The organism is Bacillus sp. NMCC4 (genome assembly GCF_002998555.1).
In the GTDB taxonomy this organism is placed as follows: Bacteria; Bacillota; Bacilli; order Bacillales; family Bacillaceae; genus Bacillus.
The window spans coordinates 1-14,947 of record NZ_PVRA01000008.1 but is presented as its reverse complement, the minus strand read 5'-3'; the positions used below and the strand labels follow the sequence as shown (position 1 = coordinate 14,947).

Annotated in this window: 14 protein-coding genes, 16 tRNA genes and 1 rRNA gene; 6 read left to right on the top strand and 25 right to left on the bottom strand. The window is 40.9% G+C overall.

Features of this window, described 5'->3' with window-relative positions; all coding sequences use genetic code 11:
* Nucleotides 1-55 precede the first annotated feature (55 nt).
* From C6Y02_RS14935 to C6Y02_RS14915, 5 genes are all read right to left on the bottom strand, one after another.
* On the bottom strand, nt 56-337 hold the full coding sequence (locus C6Y02_RS14935) for a hypothetical protein (RefSeq protein ID WP_060595836.1): 282 nt from the start codon (nt 335-337) through the stop codon (nt 56-58).
* On the bottom strand, nt 334-1,239 hold the full coding sequence (locus tag C6Y02_RS14930; RefSeq protein ID WP_060595835.1) for a PqqD family protein: 906 nt from the start codon (nt 1,237-1,239) through the stop codon (nt 334-336). The genes C6Y02_RS14935 and C6Y02_RS14930 overlap by 4 nt, the downstream gene beginning before the upstream one ends.
* Nucleotides 1,223-2,689 carry a hypothetical protein gene (locus C6Y02_RS14925; RefSeq protein WP_060595834.1) on the bottom strand — a complete coding sequence of 489 codons (1,467 nt, stop codon included), beginning with the start codon at nt 2,687-2,689 and terminating at the stop codon, nt 1,223-1,225. The genes C6Y02_RS14930 and C6Y02_RS14925 overlap by 17 nt, the downstream gene beginning before the upstream one ends.
* Entirely contained in the window at nt 2,667-3,413 is a 747-nt protein-coding gene (locus C6Y02_RS14920; RefSeq protein ID WP_034663820.1) for an ABC transporter ATP-binding protein, read from the bottom strand. Before C6Y02_RS14920 ends, C6Y02_RS14925 begins: the two co-directional genes overlap by 23 nt.
* Nucleotides 3,414-3,528: 115 nt before the next feature.
* Entirely contained in the window at nt 3,529-3,741 is a 213-nt protein-coding gene (locus tag C6Y02_RS14915) for a hypothetical protein (RefSeq protein ID WP_003211695.1), read from the bottom strand.
* A gap of 858 nt (nt 3,742-4,599) precedes the next feature.
* On the opposite strand from C6Y02_RS14915, the gene C6Y02_RS14910 reads away from it, so the two are divergent.
* Complete coding sequence (locus tag C6Y02_RS14910) at nt 4,600-5,895, top strand: homocysteine synthase (protein WP_060595833.1); 1,296 nt, start codon at nt 4,600-4,602, stop codon at nt 5,893-5,895.
* A gap of 41 nt (nt 5,896-5,936) precedes the next feature.
* Here C6Y02_RS14910 and lepB read toward each other — a convergent pair whose 3' ends face one another.
* On the bottom strand, nt 5,937-6,503 hold the full coding sequence (gene lepB, locus C6Y02_RS14905) for a signal peptidase I (protein WP_060595832.1): 567 nt from the start codon (nt 6,501-6,503) through the stop codon (nt 5,937-5,939).
* 155 nt (nt 6,504-6,658) lie between these two features.
* Nucleotides 6,659-8,599: a lipoteichoic acid synthase gene (gene ltaS / locus C6Y02_RS14900; RefSeq protein ID WP_106031606.1), complete on the bottom strand. Its 1,941-nt coding sequence runs from the start codon at nt 8,597-8,599 to the stop codon at nt 6,659-6,661.
* A 535-nt stretch (nt 8,600-9,134) separates the two neighbouring features.
* On the opposite strand from ltaS, the gene C6Y02_RS14895 reads away from it, so the two are divergent.
* From C6Y02_RS14895 to C6Y02_RS14875, 5 genes are all read left to right on the top strand, one after another.
* Complete coding sequence (locus C6Y02_RS14895) at nt 9,135-9,938, top strand: DUF2262 domain-containing protein (protein ID WP_106031605.1); 804 nt, start codon at nt 9,135-9,137, stop codon at nt 9,936-9,938.
* A gap of 17 nt (nt 9,939-9,955) precedes the next feature.
* Nucleotides 9,956-10,645, top strand: coding sequence for a DUF1963 domain-containing protein (locus tag C6Y02_RS14890; protein WP_106031604.1), 690 nt, complete (start codon nt 9,956-9,958; stop codon nt 10,643-10,645).
* A 65-nt stretch (nt 10,646-10,710) separates the two neighbouring features.
* Nucleotides 10,711-10,980 (top strand): hypothetical protein, encoded by a 270-nt coding sequence (locus tag C6Y02_RS14885; protein ID WP_034663836.1) that lies wholly within the window; start codon nt 10,711-10,713, stop codon nt 10,978-10,980.
* A 128-nt stretch (nt 10,981-11,108) separates the two neighbouring features.
* Nucleotides 11,109-11,300 carry a hypothetical protein gene (locus tag C6Y02_RS14880; RefSeq protein ID WP_106031603.1) on the top strand — a complete coding sequence of 64 codons (192 nt, stop codon included), beginning with the start codon at nt 11,109-11,111 and terminating at the stop codon, nt 11,298-11,300.
* A 68-nt stretch (nt 11,301-11,368) separates the two neighbouring features.
* On the top strand, nt 11,369-11,914 hold the full coding sequence (locus C6Y02_RS14875) for a histidine phosphatase family protein (RefSeq protein WP_106031602.1): 546 nt from the start codon (nt 11,369-11,371) through the stop codon (nt 11,912-11,914).
* Between the two features lie 34 nt (nt 11,915-11,948).
* Here C6Y02_RS14875 and C6Y02_RS14870 read toward each other — a convergent pair whose 3' ends face one another.
* The 18 genes from C6Y02_RS14870 to rrf all read right to left on the bottom strand — a co-directional run bounded on the left by C6Y02_RS14870 (nt 11,949) and on the right by rrf (nt 14,760).
* A complete protein-coding gene (locus tag C6Y02_RS14870; protein ID WP_106031601.1) occupies nt 11,949-12,653 on the bottom strand; it encodes a hypothetical protein in 705 nt (234 codons plus the stop codon).
* A gap of 513 nt (nt 12,654-13,166) precedes the next feature.
* Nucleotides 13,167-13,248: transfer RNA gene (locus C6Y02_RS14865), tRNA-Leu, on the bottom strand.
* Nucleotides 13,249-13,285: 37 nt separating this feature from the next.
* A tRNA-Leu gene (locus tag C6Y02_RS14860) sits at nt 13,286-13,374 on the bottom strand.
* A 14-nt stretch (nt 13,375-13,388) separates the two neighbouring features.
* Nucleotides 13,389-13,459, bottom strand: a tRNA-Cys gene (locus C6Y02_RS14855).
* Nucleotides 13,460-13,464: 5 nt separating this feature from the next.
* Nucleotides 13,465-13,539: transfer RNA gene (locus C6Y02_RS14850), tRNA-Gly, on the bottom strand.
* Between the two features lie 7 nt (nt 13,540-13,546).
* Nucleotides 13,547-13,618 (bottom strand) — tRNA-Gln (locus C6Y02_RS14845).
* 9 nt (nt 13,619-13,627) lie between these two features.
* Nucleotides 13,628-13,703 (bottom strand) — tRNA-His (locus tag C6Y02_RS14840).
* Between the two features lie 30 nt (nt 13,704-13,733).
* Nucleotides 13,734-13,807 (bottom strand) — tRNA-Trp (locus C6Y02_RS14835).
* 13 nt (nt 13,808-13,820) lie between these two features.
* A tRNA-Tyr gene (locus tag C6Y02_RS14830) sits at nt 13,821-13,905 on the bottom strand.
* Between the two features lie 15 nt (nt 13,906-13,920).
* Nucleotides 13,921-13,993, bottom strand: a tRNA-Thr gene (locus C6Y02_RS14825).
* Nucleotides 13,994-13,999: 6 nt separating this feature from the next.
* Nucleotides 14,000-14,075, bottom strand: a tRNA-Phe gene (locus C6Y02_RS14820).
* Nucleotides 14,076-14,093: 18 nt separating this feature from the next.
* Nucleotides 14,094-14,170 (bottom strand) — tRNA-Asp (locus C6Y02_RS14815).
* A gap of 4 nt (nt 14,171-14,174) precedes the next feature.
* Nucleotides 14,175-14,251: transfer RNA gene (locus C6Y02_RS14810), tRNA-Met, on the bottom strand.
* A gap of 15 nt (nt 14,252-14,266) precedes the next feature.
* A tRNA-Val gene (locus C6Y02_RS14805) sits at nt 14,267-14,342 on the bottom strand.
* A 31-nt stretch (nt 14,343-14,373) separates the two neighbouring features.
* A tRNA-Glu gene (locus tag C6Y02_RS14800) sits at nt 14,374-14,448 on the bottom strand.
* A 17-nt stretch (nt 14,449-14,465) separates the two neighbouring features.
* Nucleotides 14,466-14,556: transfer RNA gene (locus C6Y02_RS14795), tRNA-Ser, on the bottom strand.
* 4 nt (nt 14,557-14,560) lie between these two features.
* Nucleotides 14,561-14,635: transfer RNA gene (locus C6Y02_RS14790), tRNA-Asn, on the bottom strand.
* A gap of 9 nt (nt 14,636-14,644) precedes the next feature.
* A 5S ribosomal RNA gene (gene rrf / locus C6Y02_RS14785) occupies nt 14,645-14,760 on the bottom strand.
* Nucleotides 14,761-14,947: the final 187 nt, after the last annotated feature.

Below are 14,947 nucleotides of genomic sequence, written 5' to 3'. Positions count from 1 at the left end.
TTTCTATTATACTAAAATTTGGTTGATTATACAAAAAAAGATTAGGAGGATTCTCCTAATCTTTTGCTTTTTTCTGCTTCATTGCTGATAAGAAAGCCACAATGAGAAAACTCGCGGCAAAAATCACAATCATATAAATAAAAAAGTTTGGCTTGATCTGAAAAGTAAATGCGGATGAACCTTCCATCTCAAAAGCGAGACTGTTAAATAATAAGGCATCATTCGTTTTTGATTGAAATAAATGATAGAACAATACACCAATTGTCAGCATCGGAAAGCCTAAAAATCCTAGAAAGCCACCAACAATAGCGCCTTGTTTCATCGCCTGTACGTTCATGATCGTTGTCCTCCCATTCCCCCAAGCAATAGCTGCTTCATAATGGATTTACCATCCCCCATAAATGGAAGAAGATAGAGTAATTGAATAAAATACGTGATTGAAAAAATAAAGAAACCTGTCGAAATTGGATTTTCTTTCAGAAATAATACGGTCACAATGATCCCTGCTGCCCCGATCACACCCGGGACAAGCGGCCCAAGCAGAGTAATCCATACTTGCTTTTTCTGAAACGGATCTAATACAGGTCTCACAAATTTCACAGACATCATATCACTCGCAAAAAAGCCTTGAGGACCATCCCGTCCCGCAAATTTCCGATGCGCATAGCCGTGTGCTGCCTCATGTAAGGCGGTCCCGGTAATTAATCCAAAATAAATAATAGTAAAATAAATCGCAATGGCTGCAATCGACTGATCAGGAATGAATAAAAAAGCGATCCCTGCCATGACCATAAAAAGCATCCAGAAAAAGATGATTTTACGCGTCACCATGAGCAAAGCCGTCCCCAAAATGTGCAGGAACGAGTGACCAGTGCAATCAAATCGTTCCTTCATTTTCACTTGATACTGTTTGAAAAATTGACAACAGGCTGTCACAATCCGATATGGTGATTGATAATGAATAGACAGCAAGTGATGCTGATTTAACCCCATTATCAGTTGATAAAAGTCACGAGAAATCACAGATTCATCGACCTGAAACAAATCGGCGAGCTCTGCGGTAATACTTGCTTCTGTCCTTTTGCCATCTACTTTCGTTAACATATGATAGGCACTTTCATTAATCGGGAGTGTGCTTCCATACTGCGTATCAGTGAGATGCCTCTTTTGTAAGGTCACATACGGCGCGAGTGCCGGTACCCGCTCAATCTTTAGCTTATTGTTAAGAAGTTGAATCATGTGAATACCTCCATGAAAAACCTTTGTATATGGCAAAGATGAGCAGACCTTCAAATGCAGCTACAAGCAGCCACTGAAGTGTTTGACTCGACTCCCCTATGACATAGTTTCCAATAAAAACAATCGGAATCATGAGTAAAATAAGTGCTCCAAATGAAAAAATACCTGTGTAGGGATTGTTTCGGTCAAGCGGAAGTAAAATACCTACCACATAAAAAAGCGCAGTGGCATTGCATAAAACAGCAGCCCCAATCAATACGTTCCAAATCTGATCAGGAAGCGTCAGCGTTGTCAGCATGAATAACGCAATTTGCAGTATACCAACAAGCAAAAGCCCGATAAACTTATACAGAGCCACTTCCCACGATCTTAGACCAAATGTTTTGTACATCCCCAGCATTCGTTTATCATTGCCAAATGAATTGAAGGCGGTTAATCCAGCAAGAGCGCAGAGAACAAAAAACGCTTCTTCTTCAAAGCGGAATCCAAACTGATAACGGACGAATAAGATCACAATGAGGAGAATGAGAAAGTTTAAAATGTTTTCTTCATTTCGCACCTGTGATTTCATTTCCTTTACAATAAGTGACCATTTTTTTGAAGAAGAGAACGGCAGTTTGTTTAAAAAGGTTAACGCTTTTTTCTCTGCCATAATTGGCATCATCGCAAGAGAAAGAAATGCGCCGCCCGCCGATAAAAGGATGAACAGGATCAAGATTGCATAATTTACCCCTTCAGGAGACATTCCTTGAGCCGCTAAGAAAAACGGTGCTGTAAAATACATCAAATGATAATCAAACTGTATATATGATTGCTGAATTTGACTGATATCAAAATGCGTCATTCCATACGCCACAACCAGTGCTAATAAAACAAAGATCGCTGCAAATTTTTGCAACGGTAATTTTAATTTCAGAACGACCAAATAGGTAATATTATAAATGAGTTGCAGAAGCATTAAGACAAAAAGCGATTGCAAAATCACCATTAAAAAGAACGTAAAGATAAAGAAAATACCTATTCCCTGGGCAATAAAGTTAGGTAAAAGCAGGATACCGATAAAAAATAACACAAGTCCTGCCACCACTGTCACCATCGGAATAAAGTATCCAAGGCTTTTCTGAAAGGTAGAAAGCGGGAACCAGCTGAGCTGCATAGAAAAACGGTCTTGCTCAGGCGTTCTGACCTTGATCAAAATGAATAACAAGCTTGTAAATATGGATGCATTGATCGCCATTGACACAACGAGTAATCCAAGTGAACGTTCATCTCCATTTAAGAAAGCCTTCATAAAGACACCCGTAAAACTGTATCCGATGATGGCGCCCATTGTGACGGCAAACAAAAAGAATAAGATCACAATGATCCGCTTCGTCTGAGTATCAAAGAGCTTATACATCTCCTGCTGCCACATTTTAAGCATCATTCTAGAAATGATTAATGATTTCATCAAAATGTGCACCCCTATCACTTAACATTGAAGCTTTCAGAAACACCTGTTCCAATGTGCTTGATTGATACTTCTCCTTTAAGGCTGAGACCGTTCCTTCATCCATTTTATTTCCCTTAGAAATAATGGCGATTTTGTGGCACAGCTCTTCCGCTGAAAGCATATCATGCGTTGAAAGCAAGATCGCACCATGGTGCTCGGCATAACGCTTCATCAGTTTCTTTGTGTTTATAACCGCTTCAATATCAAGTCCTCTAAAGGGCTCATCCATGATCACCAATTGACTATCAAGCATAAAGGCGGCAATCAGCTGTGTCTTTTTTTTCATACCATGTGAATAGGTTTCGATCGGTCTTGATAAAGCCGAGTCCATATCAAACAGTTCAATTAGTTGATTTCTTCTATGAATTGTTTTACATTCATACATAGAAGAAACAAAATCTAAATATTCAGCACCAGTCAAAGCTTCAGGGAGTAGCAGATCATCTGGAACATAGGCTACTTGTTTTTTAAAGGATGGTTCGTCATTTGTGACGTCCTGCAAGAGAATCGTTCCTTCTGTATGCTTAATGATGCCGAGTATACAGTTAATCATCGTTGTTTTACCGGAACCATTCGGTCCAGCAACAGCAACGATTTGATGAGGGTCGATCTGTAGATGAAAATCATTGACAGCAGTCACGTTATTTTTATACGTCTTAGTTAAATTCTCGATCGTAAACATATAACCTCCAAGTGTCTGCATATTCTTTAAAAACAGATCAGGCTAAACCGCCCGCCACAGACGGTTTAGCCCTGGTGTCATTTCATAGAAGTAAAAAGATGAATCCTAAGTATAGCTACTTACATTCAATTTGGACTTTTAAGCCACTTTCCCACTGAACGGCTCCTGTAAAGCTACCCTTGCCGTTTGCTAAACACCAAACTGCTGCTCCTAGAACAACTGTTGCTCCCAATCCAAGAAGGACAGCAACAAATACTAAGAACCAAGCTTGGTCCATAATAGCAGGTTCCATAGTGGAATAGTCAACTTGCGGCGCTGCATAAGTCATACTTTTCACCTCCCAGCTTATGATGATCGTATCATAGGCGTCACTCTCCAAACATCAACAGAAGATCCCATTTTTGACCGAACATACTTTTGGGTAAAATGTGACTTTTTATTCAATTATTCACTTTTAAGTGTATAACCCCTCTCTTATTAACTAGGTTTTTTCACTCCATAAGAACCACCAAACCCATATAATGGCAATTAAACCCTCTTTTTTCTTCTTTTTTTGAAATAGGCCATTTTTATCATCTCCTTTATATATTCTTTCTTTTTTGTGAGATAGAAAGAATTCCCCCGATATATCAGATATAAAAGTCCTGATTATATGTCGTTATAACTCCATTTATGAAATATTTACTGATAATTCCGACAAAAAAGTGAGCATATTTTCCTTCTTCTCTTGTCACTTAAAATATGTATATACAAGAGAGATCATTGGGAAAAAAGCCCTTGCCTTCTTGAGTAACATCCAACATATGACACGCTCCTTTCTATGAAAAAGCAACCTACAGCATAGGCTTTCCCCATGATTCCACCAGCTGGCATTCTTTGTGCTTCAAATTAGATTAATCGCTTATAGAATTCATCTAAAACGATGGCGAGCATGATCTTTTCAAACAACACTTGAATGATTTGCTGCTTTCTAAAAAAACTGATCCGCACTCTCTAAGGAAACAATCTCTCTTTTCACCAACATATACACCCTTCCAATTGAAATAAAAAAGTTCATCAACTTTATTGATTATTTTTTCAGATTTATCTAAAAAATGATTGACCAGGCATGAAACAAGATTTATAGTCTTATTAAATATTTCTTATCAAAGTAGTTGGTTTTATCTAACAAAAGGAGGATACACACATGTCAGAAGAACGTCCATTCCGTTTAGAAACAAAAGCCATTCACGCAGGTCAGGAGCTTGATTCAGCAACCTATTCAAGAGCCGTGCCTATTTACCAAACAAGCTCTTTCGGTTTTAGAGATAGTGAGCATGCGGCGAATTTATTTGGACTGCAGGAACCCGGAAATATTTATTCTCGCATTATGAACCCTACAAATGACGTCTTTGAAAAACGGATCGCTGAGCTTGAGGGCGGCATTGGTGCACTTGCTGTCTCTTCTGGACAAGCAGCGACAACTTATTCTATTTTAAACATTGCAGGAGCTGGTGACGAAATTGTATCCTCCAGCAGCCTTTATGGAGGCACGTACAATTTATTTGCCCATACACTCAAAAAGCTCGGCATTACAGTGAAATTTGTTGATTCATCCAACTTGGAAGAACTCGAAGCAGCGATTACAGACAAAACGAAGGCAGTGTATGCAGAAAGCATTGGGAATCCTAAAGGCGACATTCTACATATTGAAGCCGTCTCAGCCATTGCACACAAGCACCATATTCCGCTTATTGTGGACAATACGCTCGCAAGCCCCTATTTATTAAGACCGATCGAGTTTGGTGCAGACATTGTCGTCCATTCCGCTACGAAATTCATTGGCGGTCATGGTACATCAATCGGCGGTGTCATTGTCGATAGCGGCCAGTTTCCTTGGGCTGACAGTGATAAGTTCAAAGGGCTGACTGAACCAGATCCAAGTTACCACGGCCTGACGTATACCGAAGCAATTGGAGAAGCCGCTTATATCACAAAAGCACGTGTGCAGCTCTTACGGGATTTAGGAGCAGCCTTGTCACCTTTCAACTCATTTTTACTTCTGCAAGGCCTAGAAACTTTGCATTTGCGTCTCGAGCGTCATAGTGAAAATGCGTTAAAAACAGCGCAATTTTTACAAGATCACCCTCTTGTAGATTGGGTAAGCTACCCAGGTCTTGAAAGCCATGAATCTTATGAGCTTGCTCAAACCTATTTGCCAAAAGGACAAGGCGCCATTCTCACATTCGGTATTAAAGGTGGGCGAGCTGCTGGTAAAAAGCTCATTGATTCCGTTAAGCTTTTCTCACACCTCGCAAATGTCGGCGATTCTAAATCACTGATCATTCATCCTGCCAGCACAACACATCAACAATTAAGTGAAGCAGAACAAAAAGCGACAGGCGTCACACCAGAACTCATTCGTTTATCTGTTGGAACAGAAGCGATTGAAGACATCCTTGCAGATCTTGAACAGGCGATCACAAAAAGCCATGCTGAATGAAATAGAAAAAGCACACCTCTGTGTGCTTTTTTTATGAGTCATTAATCATTGAGAAGTCGAATGTCTTGGAAAGGGTAAAACACAAATGAAGTGGTTCCTTGAATATCACTCTTTGTAAAAAGACCTAAGCCATTGCGGCTGTCCATTGAGTTTTGACGATTGTCACCCATGACAAAATACTTTCCTTTTGGAACAGTAAGAGGACCAAAATCAGGTGTCAGCAAGGTCCCATCTGCGGCTGCTTTCTTTTTGTTTGACGCTAAGTAAGGCTCCGCCACTTTTTGTCCATTGACATATAGCTGGTCATTTTTCATTTCAATTTTATCACCGGGTAAACCAATTAATCGTTTTACATAATGAGTGCTGCGATCTTCCCCATCAAGAACAATGATCTGTCCCCGTTTGTAATCGCCGAAGTAATCAACCGTTTTATTCACAAAAACCCGCTCTGTATTATGCAATGTTGGATCCATAGAGGTCCCTTTTACAATATACGGTGCGAATAAAAAGTTACGAATGATAAAAACAGCGATGAATGCGATTAAGATCGCTTTGAGCCAGCCCCATACTTCTGATTTCTTTTTTTGTGTTTTTGTATTTGTTGTCATAAGCTCCTCCTGAAATCCCCTAGGACGAAATGAGTTCCGCCAGCTGCACGCCAGCATCACGCTTGTATCACCCTAAATATAAACATATTTTGCCAACAAATCAAGCGGTGAGAGAGAAAAAGGCAAGCACCCTTCTGTGCTTGCCCAAAACTCAGTTACTTAGCAGAAGAATCCTCTTCTTTTTCTTTTGATTTACCATAGAAATAATCAGATGGATTCACTGGTTTAAAGTCAGACAGCTTATGGAATCGAAGAAGATCCCTATAAAGCACTTTATCTGAAAGGCTTAACTGATTATCGACACGGGCTTTAATCGCCTCTGTCTTTTTATTTTGTTTCACAACTTTACCTGTTTTTGTATCGTAGACAGTGTTATCTACGAGTGTATATTTTGGTGTCACATAGTTTCCGTTACGGAATGCAACAGTTTGATCATGCTTCTTAGAGAATAGATCTGTTCCAAAATTCACATACTCATTTGAATCAATACCTTGTAAGTGAAGAAGCGTAGGCATCACGTCTACTTCACCACCATACGTATGGTTCACGCCGCCCTGTTTGCCAGGAATACGAATCATGAGTGGTACACGCTGGTTTTGTGCGTTTTGATAAGGTGTAATTTCTTTCCCTTGAATTTCGCTCATTGCACGGTTATGGTTTTCAGAAATACCGTTGTGATCACCATATAATAAAATGACAGAGTCTTTATACATACCTGATTTTTTCAAGTCTTTAAAGAATTGCTCTAATGACTCATCTAGATATCTTGCTGTTTGGAAGTAGTTATCTACTGTTTTGTCACCAGTTGTTGCCTTAGCAATTGTCGCATCTTTTTCATCTAAATTAAATGGATAGTGATTAGTCAATGTCATTAAATGTGCATAAAATGGCTTTTTCATTGATTGTAGCATCGGGATTGATTCTTTGAAGAATGGTTTATCCTTCAGACCCATATTCACAAGATTTTCTTCATCCATGTTGTAATATGAAGCATCGAAGAATTGATCATATCCCATATGCTTATAAATCGTGTCACGGTTCCAGAAAGATTTATAGTCCCCGTGAAGCACTGCGCTCGTATAGCCTGCTTTTTGATCTAGGATGGCAGGGAGTGATTGGTAAGTATTTTCACCTTTTGTCACAAACGCTGCTCCCTCTGGCAAGCCGAACATACTATTATCCATCATTAGCTCAGCATCAGCTGTCTTTCCTTGACCTGTCTGATGGAAGAAGTTGTCGAAATACGTAAAATCCTCTTTACCATGAGCTAGTTTGTTTAAAAACGGCGTCACTTCTTCTCCATTTAGTTTGTAGTCAATTAAGAAAGACTGGAAGCTTTCTAAATGGATTTTAATGATGTTTTTCCCTTTTGCTTTACCAAAATACTCTGCGTTTGGCTTCGCATAGTGAGAAGCCGTATAGTTTACAACATCCGTTAAATCTTCACTGCTCGCATTTGCTACCTGTGTTGCATTTTGTGCTGATTGTACTCCGTCATAAATCGTATAATTATAAACACCTAAGTATTTGACAACATATTTGTGATCAAATGTTCTTGTTAATAATTCTGGACGGTCCTTTTCAGCTAAATGAAGGTTTACAAAAAACAGTCCTACACCTGCAGCCACAATCAGCAGTGCAAATGTCTTTTTCATTTGGAATTTCTTCACTTCTGGTCTCCAAATCACAATCGCAATCAAGATAATGATATCAAGGAAATACAAAAGGTCATGCGGCTTAATACTAGATAATACACCGCCAGTCATGCCTCCTCCAAGATTGCCTGCTTGCTTCATTGTGGAGAAAGTCAAAAAGTCATCAAAGAAACGGTAGTACGCTACATTCGCATATAAAAGTGCGGTCATAATAAAGTCAATAACAATTAAAACAATGGCAGATTTACGACCCTTCAAAAAGAGAGCCAGTCCCAAAAACACAATGGCTGAACTAAATGGATTTAATAAGAGAAGCCCCTCTTGAAAAGAACCTTTCACTCCTAAATTAAAGTCCATTTTGTAGGCAGCGTACGATTTCGCCCAAAATAAAAGGACAGCCAATACAAAAAAGCTATATTTGTTCGCAAATATTTTTTTCATAAAACCTCTTCTTTCTTAGTTATCGTTCTGATTTAAATGAAATCATAAAAAATTTACATTGATTTTGCAAATGTAAATCTTCTTCACCAAGCATTCCGATGCTCTGTTTCCGCCGGATATATGTGCTCCTTTAATATAACGTATGAGAAGCTTCAAAGGTTTCAAAAAAAATACGAGTAAATAAAAGGAAAAATATCCATTTACACTTCATTTACACACACTTCATGTTTTAGTGGATGAAGAAGGGTTTGTAAATCACTCAGTACTACTTTACTTTTTTCATCTATTCGTGTCAAAGTAATTATAAAGAAAAGGAAGAATCACCTAGGCCTTTCGACTCTTTCACCTAAATTTATACAAAATTCGATACATAATCCATTTGTTTTTTATTGTGACTCACCCTCCAGCAATCCATGTATTTTCTCTCCCTCTGTCAATCTAAAAAAGTTTTAAGCAAAAAAAAGCTTGATTTCTCCTCCTGATGTGCGGTGTGATAAAGATATAGATTTTCAAAAAGCAGGCTGGAGGACATCACATGAAGAATAACAAACAAATAAGCGCATTTAAAGAAAGATTTTCAGAAGAAATAGATCACATCATTGCTGTCACAGGACCTTCAGGAGTAGGCGCAGGAAAAACCGGACAGGAATCTCTTTGGACCGCTTCTATTCCACTGATTGCATGGAAGGAAAAAGACCTCATCACAACCGAAAACATAAGGCTCTGCTGGTTAACAGATGAAGAGGGCTTGCGGGAAAAGCAGGCACAATTACATAAAGAATCAATCGTGACACTTCAGGTCCGAAAAGGTGAAGGTGAGTTCATGCTTGTATCACTCATCGATACAGATACACAGGATCAAGAGCTTCAAGAGATACGAGAAGAAGCTCAAAAACCTGTCTTTTACCATGATGACATGCTGGGCACCTTTGAATTAGTGAAAGGACTAGACTTATTTGAAACAACGATCCAATGGAGCAATCAAGATTGCCTGCTCTACTTCAACCTCGAAGAAGATGAAAAAGTAAACGACTCTCTTCGAACCGCTAGACAACTCATGGAAGAGCAGACCACATGGAACTCTTCCATTAAATCATTTGCAGCAAATCAACTGATTGAACTAGCTAAAGACTGGCAGGCACAAGATGACTCCGCTGAAAAACAAGAAGAGCTCACACTGGATCAATTTATGAGCCGCATCTCACTCGAAAGCCTTCATGCTTACCCAGATGGAGAGTTTGAAGTGTACTGTCATGACGGTGATTTATTTTGGGGACATGTCATCATTGTCTCAGGCAATATCAATGGCACGTTTCAAGATGCCCACATTGCTGGCTAAAGATTGAGGGATAAGTAATGGAGATAAAGGCTTTTCACGAATTAGAACAACTAGGAAAAACACCCATCGTGGCTAAGATTGGCGGTTTTCGTCCTGATCCAGCAGCACACAGCTGGTTTGCCGGTCATTTCTTCATCCACCCCGATCAAGGCTGGCCAGCAGATCAAGATGGTGTCATGATTCCGATCTTACAAATTTATTTACCTGAAGTGCCAGGAGGAATGAACGGATTCAATGAATGTAAGATGATTCAAATCTTTCTTAATCAGAAAGCACTTCCGATTGATATCACCAAAAACGGCGAAGGCTGGAAGCTTATTGAATACGCAACTATGGAAGGATTCGAAGTAGTTGAGACTCCAGAAGAAGTGAGAGGACTCAAACCCTTTCAAATTCAATGGAATGAAAGTGAGCAAAAGGACTTCCCTTGCTGGGAAAAAGCGTGGTCATATGTTGATTTATCAGAAGTAAATGAAAGTGAGGAAGCGACAGAACACTTCTTTAAGCAATACACAAATTATTCATTCACAAAAATCGATGGATATGGCGCATATATTCAATCCCCACCCCGTCATCAACCAGGAGAATTCATGCTGCAAATCGCCCCAGAAGAAAAACCTCGGTTTATGATTGGTGATAACGGCACGATGTATTTCTATTACGACAAAGACAAAAAAGAATGGTTGATGCACTGGGATTGTTTTTAAAGGTTTATTGAATGAAACCTTTCCTTCTTCTAAGCGTAGGAAATAATATGGGGGGAGGAACCAAAATGGGATTCATTTTCGATATCTTTTCACTTGCTGTGTATATCCCTTTTCTACAGGTAGATGAAGAGGATATCTCTAGAAATGCAGCGCATCTCAAAAAATTCAGCTGGTTTCACACGTTATTAAATGATCCAACTTTCAGGAATCTCATCATTTATCATCCAGATGTCAGACAAGTCATTGGCAGATGTAACACGGATAAACTCCATCACAAGCGATATAACTTAAAATGCGAACGTAAAGTGCTGAAAGCATTACGTCGTGCTATGTAAATGTACAAAAAGAGCTGCACTTTCCTGTGGCTCTTTTCATCGTTCTCTAAGAAAACATTTGACGCCTGGACAACTCTCCCCGTATATTATGTATAAATCCATCTTTTTCATAGAAAAGGGGGCTTTACATGCGCTTGTTTAAGTACTGGAGAAAAAAGCAGCCTAAACAGCAGGTCACTTCAGAAAAGCAAGAAGGCAGCATCCCAATCAACTTCTCCACACTTCCCTTTGGCACAGACACCGTAGACGATTTTTTGTTCAACTTAGACCTAACCTCGAAGCTAACAGATCCCTATAAAGAAACAGATCCGAACAAATGAACCTAGACCTTCATGAATCCTCATCCAATCCTGGATGATTTTTTTATACTCGATGAGAGGTGTGCCCCATGAAAACATATTATATCGTCAGACATTGCCAAGCAAATGGACAATCCGAGGATGCGTCTTTAACGCCTCAAGGCATCGCACAATCTCACGAACTAGCACAGTTCTTTTCCGGTATCCACCTCAATCAGATCATCTCAAGTCCTTATAAACGAGCGATCCAAACCACTGAGCCCCTTGCTCATGTGAAACAGCTCGAGGTACAAATTGATCAGCGTCTTTCTGAACGTGTGTTAAGCAGCAAACCAATGGACGATTGGTATGAGAAACTAAAGCTCAGTTTTTCGGACTTACATATGACCTGTGAAGGCGGAGAATCGAGCCAAGAAGCGATGAACCGTATTGTAGAGGCACTCTATGAACAAATAAAATTAGGAAAAGATCATACCTTATTCGCCACACATGGCAATATTATGAGCCTGCTTCTAAAACACGCCGATCCCACGATTGGATTCAAGGAGTGGGATCAGCTAAGCAATCCAGATGTCTATGTTCTGCAATATTTTAGACCAGATCATGTAGAAATAGAGCGAATATGGCATAAGTAAAAAAACGGCAGAATGAATTCTGCCGTTTCCTCATCTATTGATGATAATAAAATGCCTCTACCCACTCATAGGGCTTCTTACGCTCCGCACACCATTTCATAAAGCCTCTTGTCTCCGTCTGCTGAAATTCCTTCCAATCCGATAAAAGCTGGTTATAGTAGACCGAATGTTTTTCAACATTGGTACGAATCCTCTTATCTTCAATCAGTGTCATGACATCTTCAATGCCCTGAATTCGCTCTTCATCTTTCTCATAGGTGCTTAAATAAAGATCTTCATGTATATGATGAAACGAATACCATAAGGCCGATAGATAGGTTTCACAAATTTGAACTATCACACGCTGCTCCTTGCTGCCTCCAAGCTCTAGTGCCTTCAATAAGTAAGGCAGCCCTTCTCCCTGATGCACGAACAAGCCTTGCCAGCGATATGGTCTCACATCCATTGGATCAACATTCTCCCACTCTTGCAGAACGGGCTGAATCACCTCATTTACCAATGGAAACACAAGCAAATGATGACCATCCTCAAACCGTTCAATCCACTCAAACAGCCAAGCAACAAATACACGCTTTGCTTCAACCTCGTTCTCCTTCATCTCCGCAATAAAGGACTGAAGAACTTTAAGCGCATCTTTACGCAGACCCTGCTCTTTTCTCTCACAGTACTGTCTAAAAAGCGGATAATCTCGTGATCCCTCGTCTTCAATGATGGTCTGTAATATCGTCTTCGTTTGCAAGATAACAACTCCGCCCCTCTAAATTCATTCTATTTATCTCCTATAGCCAATTGTAACGTCCACATGAAACAGTACAAAGATGAGAAGCTCTTATTTATTGAAACAAAACTAGATTCCTTAACGTTGATTCACCCAATCTATATAACGCTTTTGAATCACTTTTTTGATTTTATCGTAGTTCTCCCAACGATCTTCAACATAATACACGCTTTCAGCTGCTGAGAATGTCTCCCCGTAGTCATCTAAACACAAGCCATGTTCAAAATCGAGATAATCCTAGGCGAATTCATTTCCTTCAGCATTTAGCATATTCTATTGGTCCTTCTTATTTCAAGGGAGGCAGCTACACGATCTGCTTGATAAGAGTGGTATAACGCCTAACTGCTGTTGCAAAATTTTCTAATAAGTTTATATTTTCATCTAAATAACTCGTTTTAACCACAAAAAAACGTTTCACCATTGTGGTGAAACGTTAGGTTGACGGTAAAAACCGATCATGAAACTTTTAATAGATACCGGTGGCCGGGGTCGAACCGGCACTCCGTGAGGAACACGATTTTGAGTCGTGCGCGTCTGCCAATTCCGCCACACCGGCATGATCATTAAAGAACGCAACTTATGATAAAAAATAATGGTGCCGAGGGCCGGACTTGAACCGGCACGGTAGTCACCTACCGCAGGATTTTAAGTCCTGTGTGTCTGCCAATTCCACCACCCCGGCAGTCTTTTCAAAAAAGGCGACACCCGGATTTGAACCGGGGATAAAGGTTTTGCAGACCTCTGCCTTACCACTTGGCTATGCCGCCATTATTGGAGCGGAAGACGGGATTCGAACCCGCGACCCCCACCTTGGCAAGGTGGTGTTCTACCACTGAACTACTTCCGCAAATCAACTGGGCTAGCTGGATTCGAACCAACGCATGACGGAGTCAAAGTCCGTTGCCTTACCGCTTGGCTATAGCCCAATAATAAAATGGGGCGATTGATGGGAATCGAACCCACGAGTGCCAGAGCCACAATCTGGTGCGTTAACCACTTCGCCACAACCGCCATAGATGTTATGAATCATATTAAGAAAATTGGCAGGGGCAGTAGGAATCGAACCCACACCGGAGGTTTTGGAGACCTCTGTTCTACCTTTAAACTATGCCCCTATGAAAACAAAAATGGTGGAGGGGGGCGGATTCGAACCGCCGAACCCGGAGGGAGCGGATTTACAGTCCGCCGCGTTTAGCCACTTCGCTACCCCTCCACATTTGAAAAACAGTGCCGGCAAGAGGACTTGAACCCCCAACCTACTGATTACAAGTCAGTTGCTCTACCAATTGAGCTACACCGGCAAATAGTGGTGGCTCGGGACGGAATCGAACCGCCGACACACGGATTTTCAGTCCGTTGCTCTACCAACTGAGCTACCGAGCCAAGTATTCTTTTTAAAAATGGCGGTCCGGACGGGACTCGAACCCGCGACCTCCTGCGTGACAGGCAGGCATTCTAACCAACTGAACTACCGGACCATTTTGGTTGCGGGGGCAGGATTTGAACCTGCGACCTTCGGGTTATGAGCCCGACGAGCTACCGAACTGCTCCACCCCGCGACGATATAAAAGATATGGTGGAGGATGACGGGCTCGAACCGCCGACCCTCTGCTTGTAAGGCAGATGCTCTCCCAGCTGAGCTAATCCTCCGAATAAAAATACTGGTGTATATTCTATAAAATGGTGACCCGTACGGGATTCGAACCCGTGTTACCGCCGTGAAAGGGCGGTGTCTTAACCGCTTGACCAACGGGCCCTTTATTATGTAAATTGTGGCGGAGAGCAAGGGATTCGAACCCTTGAGACGGGGTTACCGCCTACACGATTTCCAATCGTGCTCCTTCGGCCACTCGGACAGCTCTCCAAATTGGCTCCGCAGGTAGGATTCGAACCTACGACCGATCGGTTAACAGCCGATAGCTCTACCACTGAGCTACTGCGGAATGAAGAAAGCCTGGCGATGTCCTACTCTCACAGGGGGAGACCCCCAACTACCATCGGCGCTGAAGAGCTTAACTTCCGTGTTCGGCATGGGAACGGGTGTGACCTCTTCGCCATCATCACCAGACAATTTAGTGACAAAAGATATTATACTATGTATTGAAAATAAATCAAGAGATATTTTAAAAATGTTCTCTCAAAACTAGATAACAATGTTCATGCTTCACATTAGAATATAGGTTAAGTCCTCGATCTATTAGTATCTGTCAGCTCCACGTGTCACCACGCTTCCACCTCAGACCTATCAACCTGAT

Coding starts and splice junctions, on each gene's coding strand:
- C6Y02_RS14895 (WP_106031605.1), top strand. CDS start 9,135: ATGAAGAATAACAAACAAATAAGCGCATTTAAAGAAAGATTTTCAGAA.
- C6Y02_RS14935 (WP_060595836.1), bottom strand. CDS start 337: ATGAACGTACAGGCGATGAAACAAGGCGCTATTGTTGGTGGCTTTCTA.
- C6Y02_RS14915 (WP_003211695.1), bottom strand. CDS start 3,741: ATGACTTATGCAGCGCCGCAAGTTGACTATTCCACTATGGAACCTGCT.
- C6Y02_RS14910 (WP_060595833.1), top strand. CDS start 4,600: ATGTCAGAAGAACGTCCATTCCGTTTAGAAACAAAAGCCATTCACGCA.
- C6Y02_RS14885 (WP_034663836.1), top strand. CDS start 10,711: ATGGGATTCATTTTCGATATCTTTTCACTTGCTGTGTATATCCCTTTT.
- C6Y02_RS14875 (WP_106031602.1), top strand. CDS start 11,369: ATGAAAACATATTATATCGTCAGACATTGCCAAGCAAATGGACAATCC.
- C6Y02_RS14925 (WP_060595834.1), bottom strand. CDS start 2,689: ATGAAATCATTAATCATTTCTAGAATGATGCTTAAAATGTGGCAGCAG.
- C6Y02_RS14890 (WP_106031604.1), top strand. CDS start 9,956: ATGGAGATAAAGGCTTTTCACGAATTAGAACAACTAGGAAAAACACCC.
- lepB (WP_060595832.1), bottom strand. CDS start 6,503: ATGACAACAAATACAAAAACACAAAAAAAGAAATCAGAAGTATGGGGC.
- C6Y02_RS14930 (WP_060595835.1), bottom strand. CDS start 1,239: ATGATTCAACTTCTTAACAATAAGCTAAAGATTGAGCGGGTACCGGCA.
- C6Y02_RS14920 (WP_034663820.1), bottom strand. CDS start 3,413: ATGTTTACGATCGAGAATTTAACTAAGACGTATAAAAATAACGTGACT.
- ltaS (WP_106031606.1), bottom strand. CDS start 8,599: ATGAAAAAAATATTTGCGAACAAATATAGCTTTTTTGTATTGGCTGTC.
- C6Y02_RS14880 (WP_106031603.1), top strand. CDS start 11,109: ATGCGCTTGTTTAAGTACTGGAGAAAAAAGCAGCCTAAACAGCAGGTC.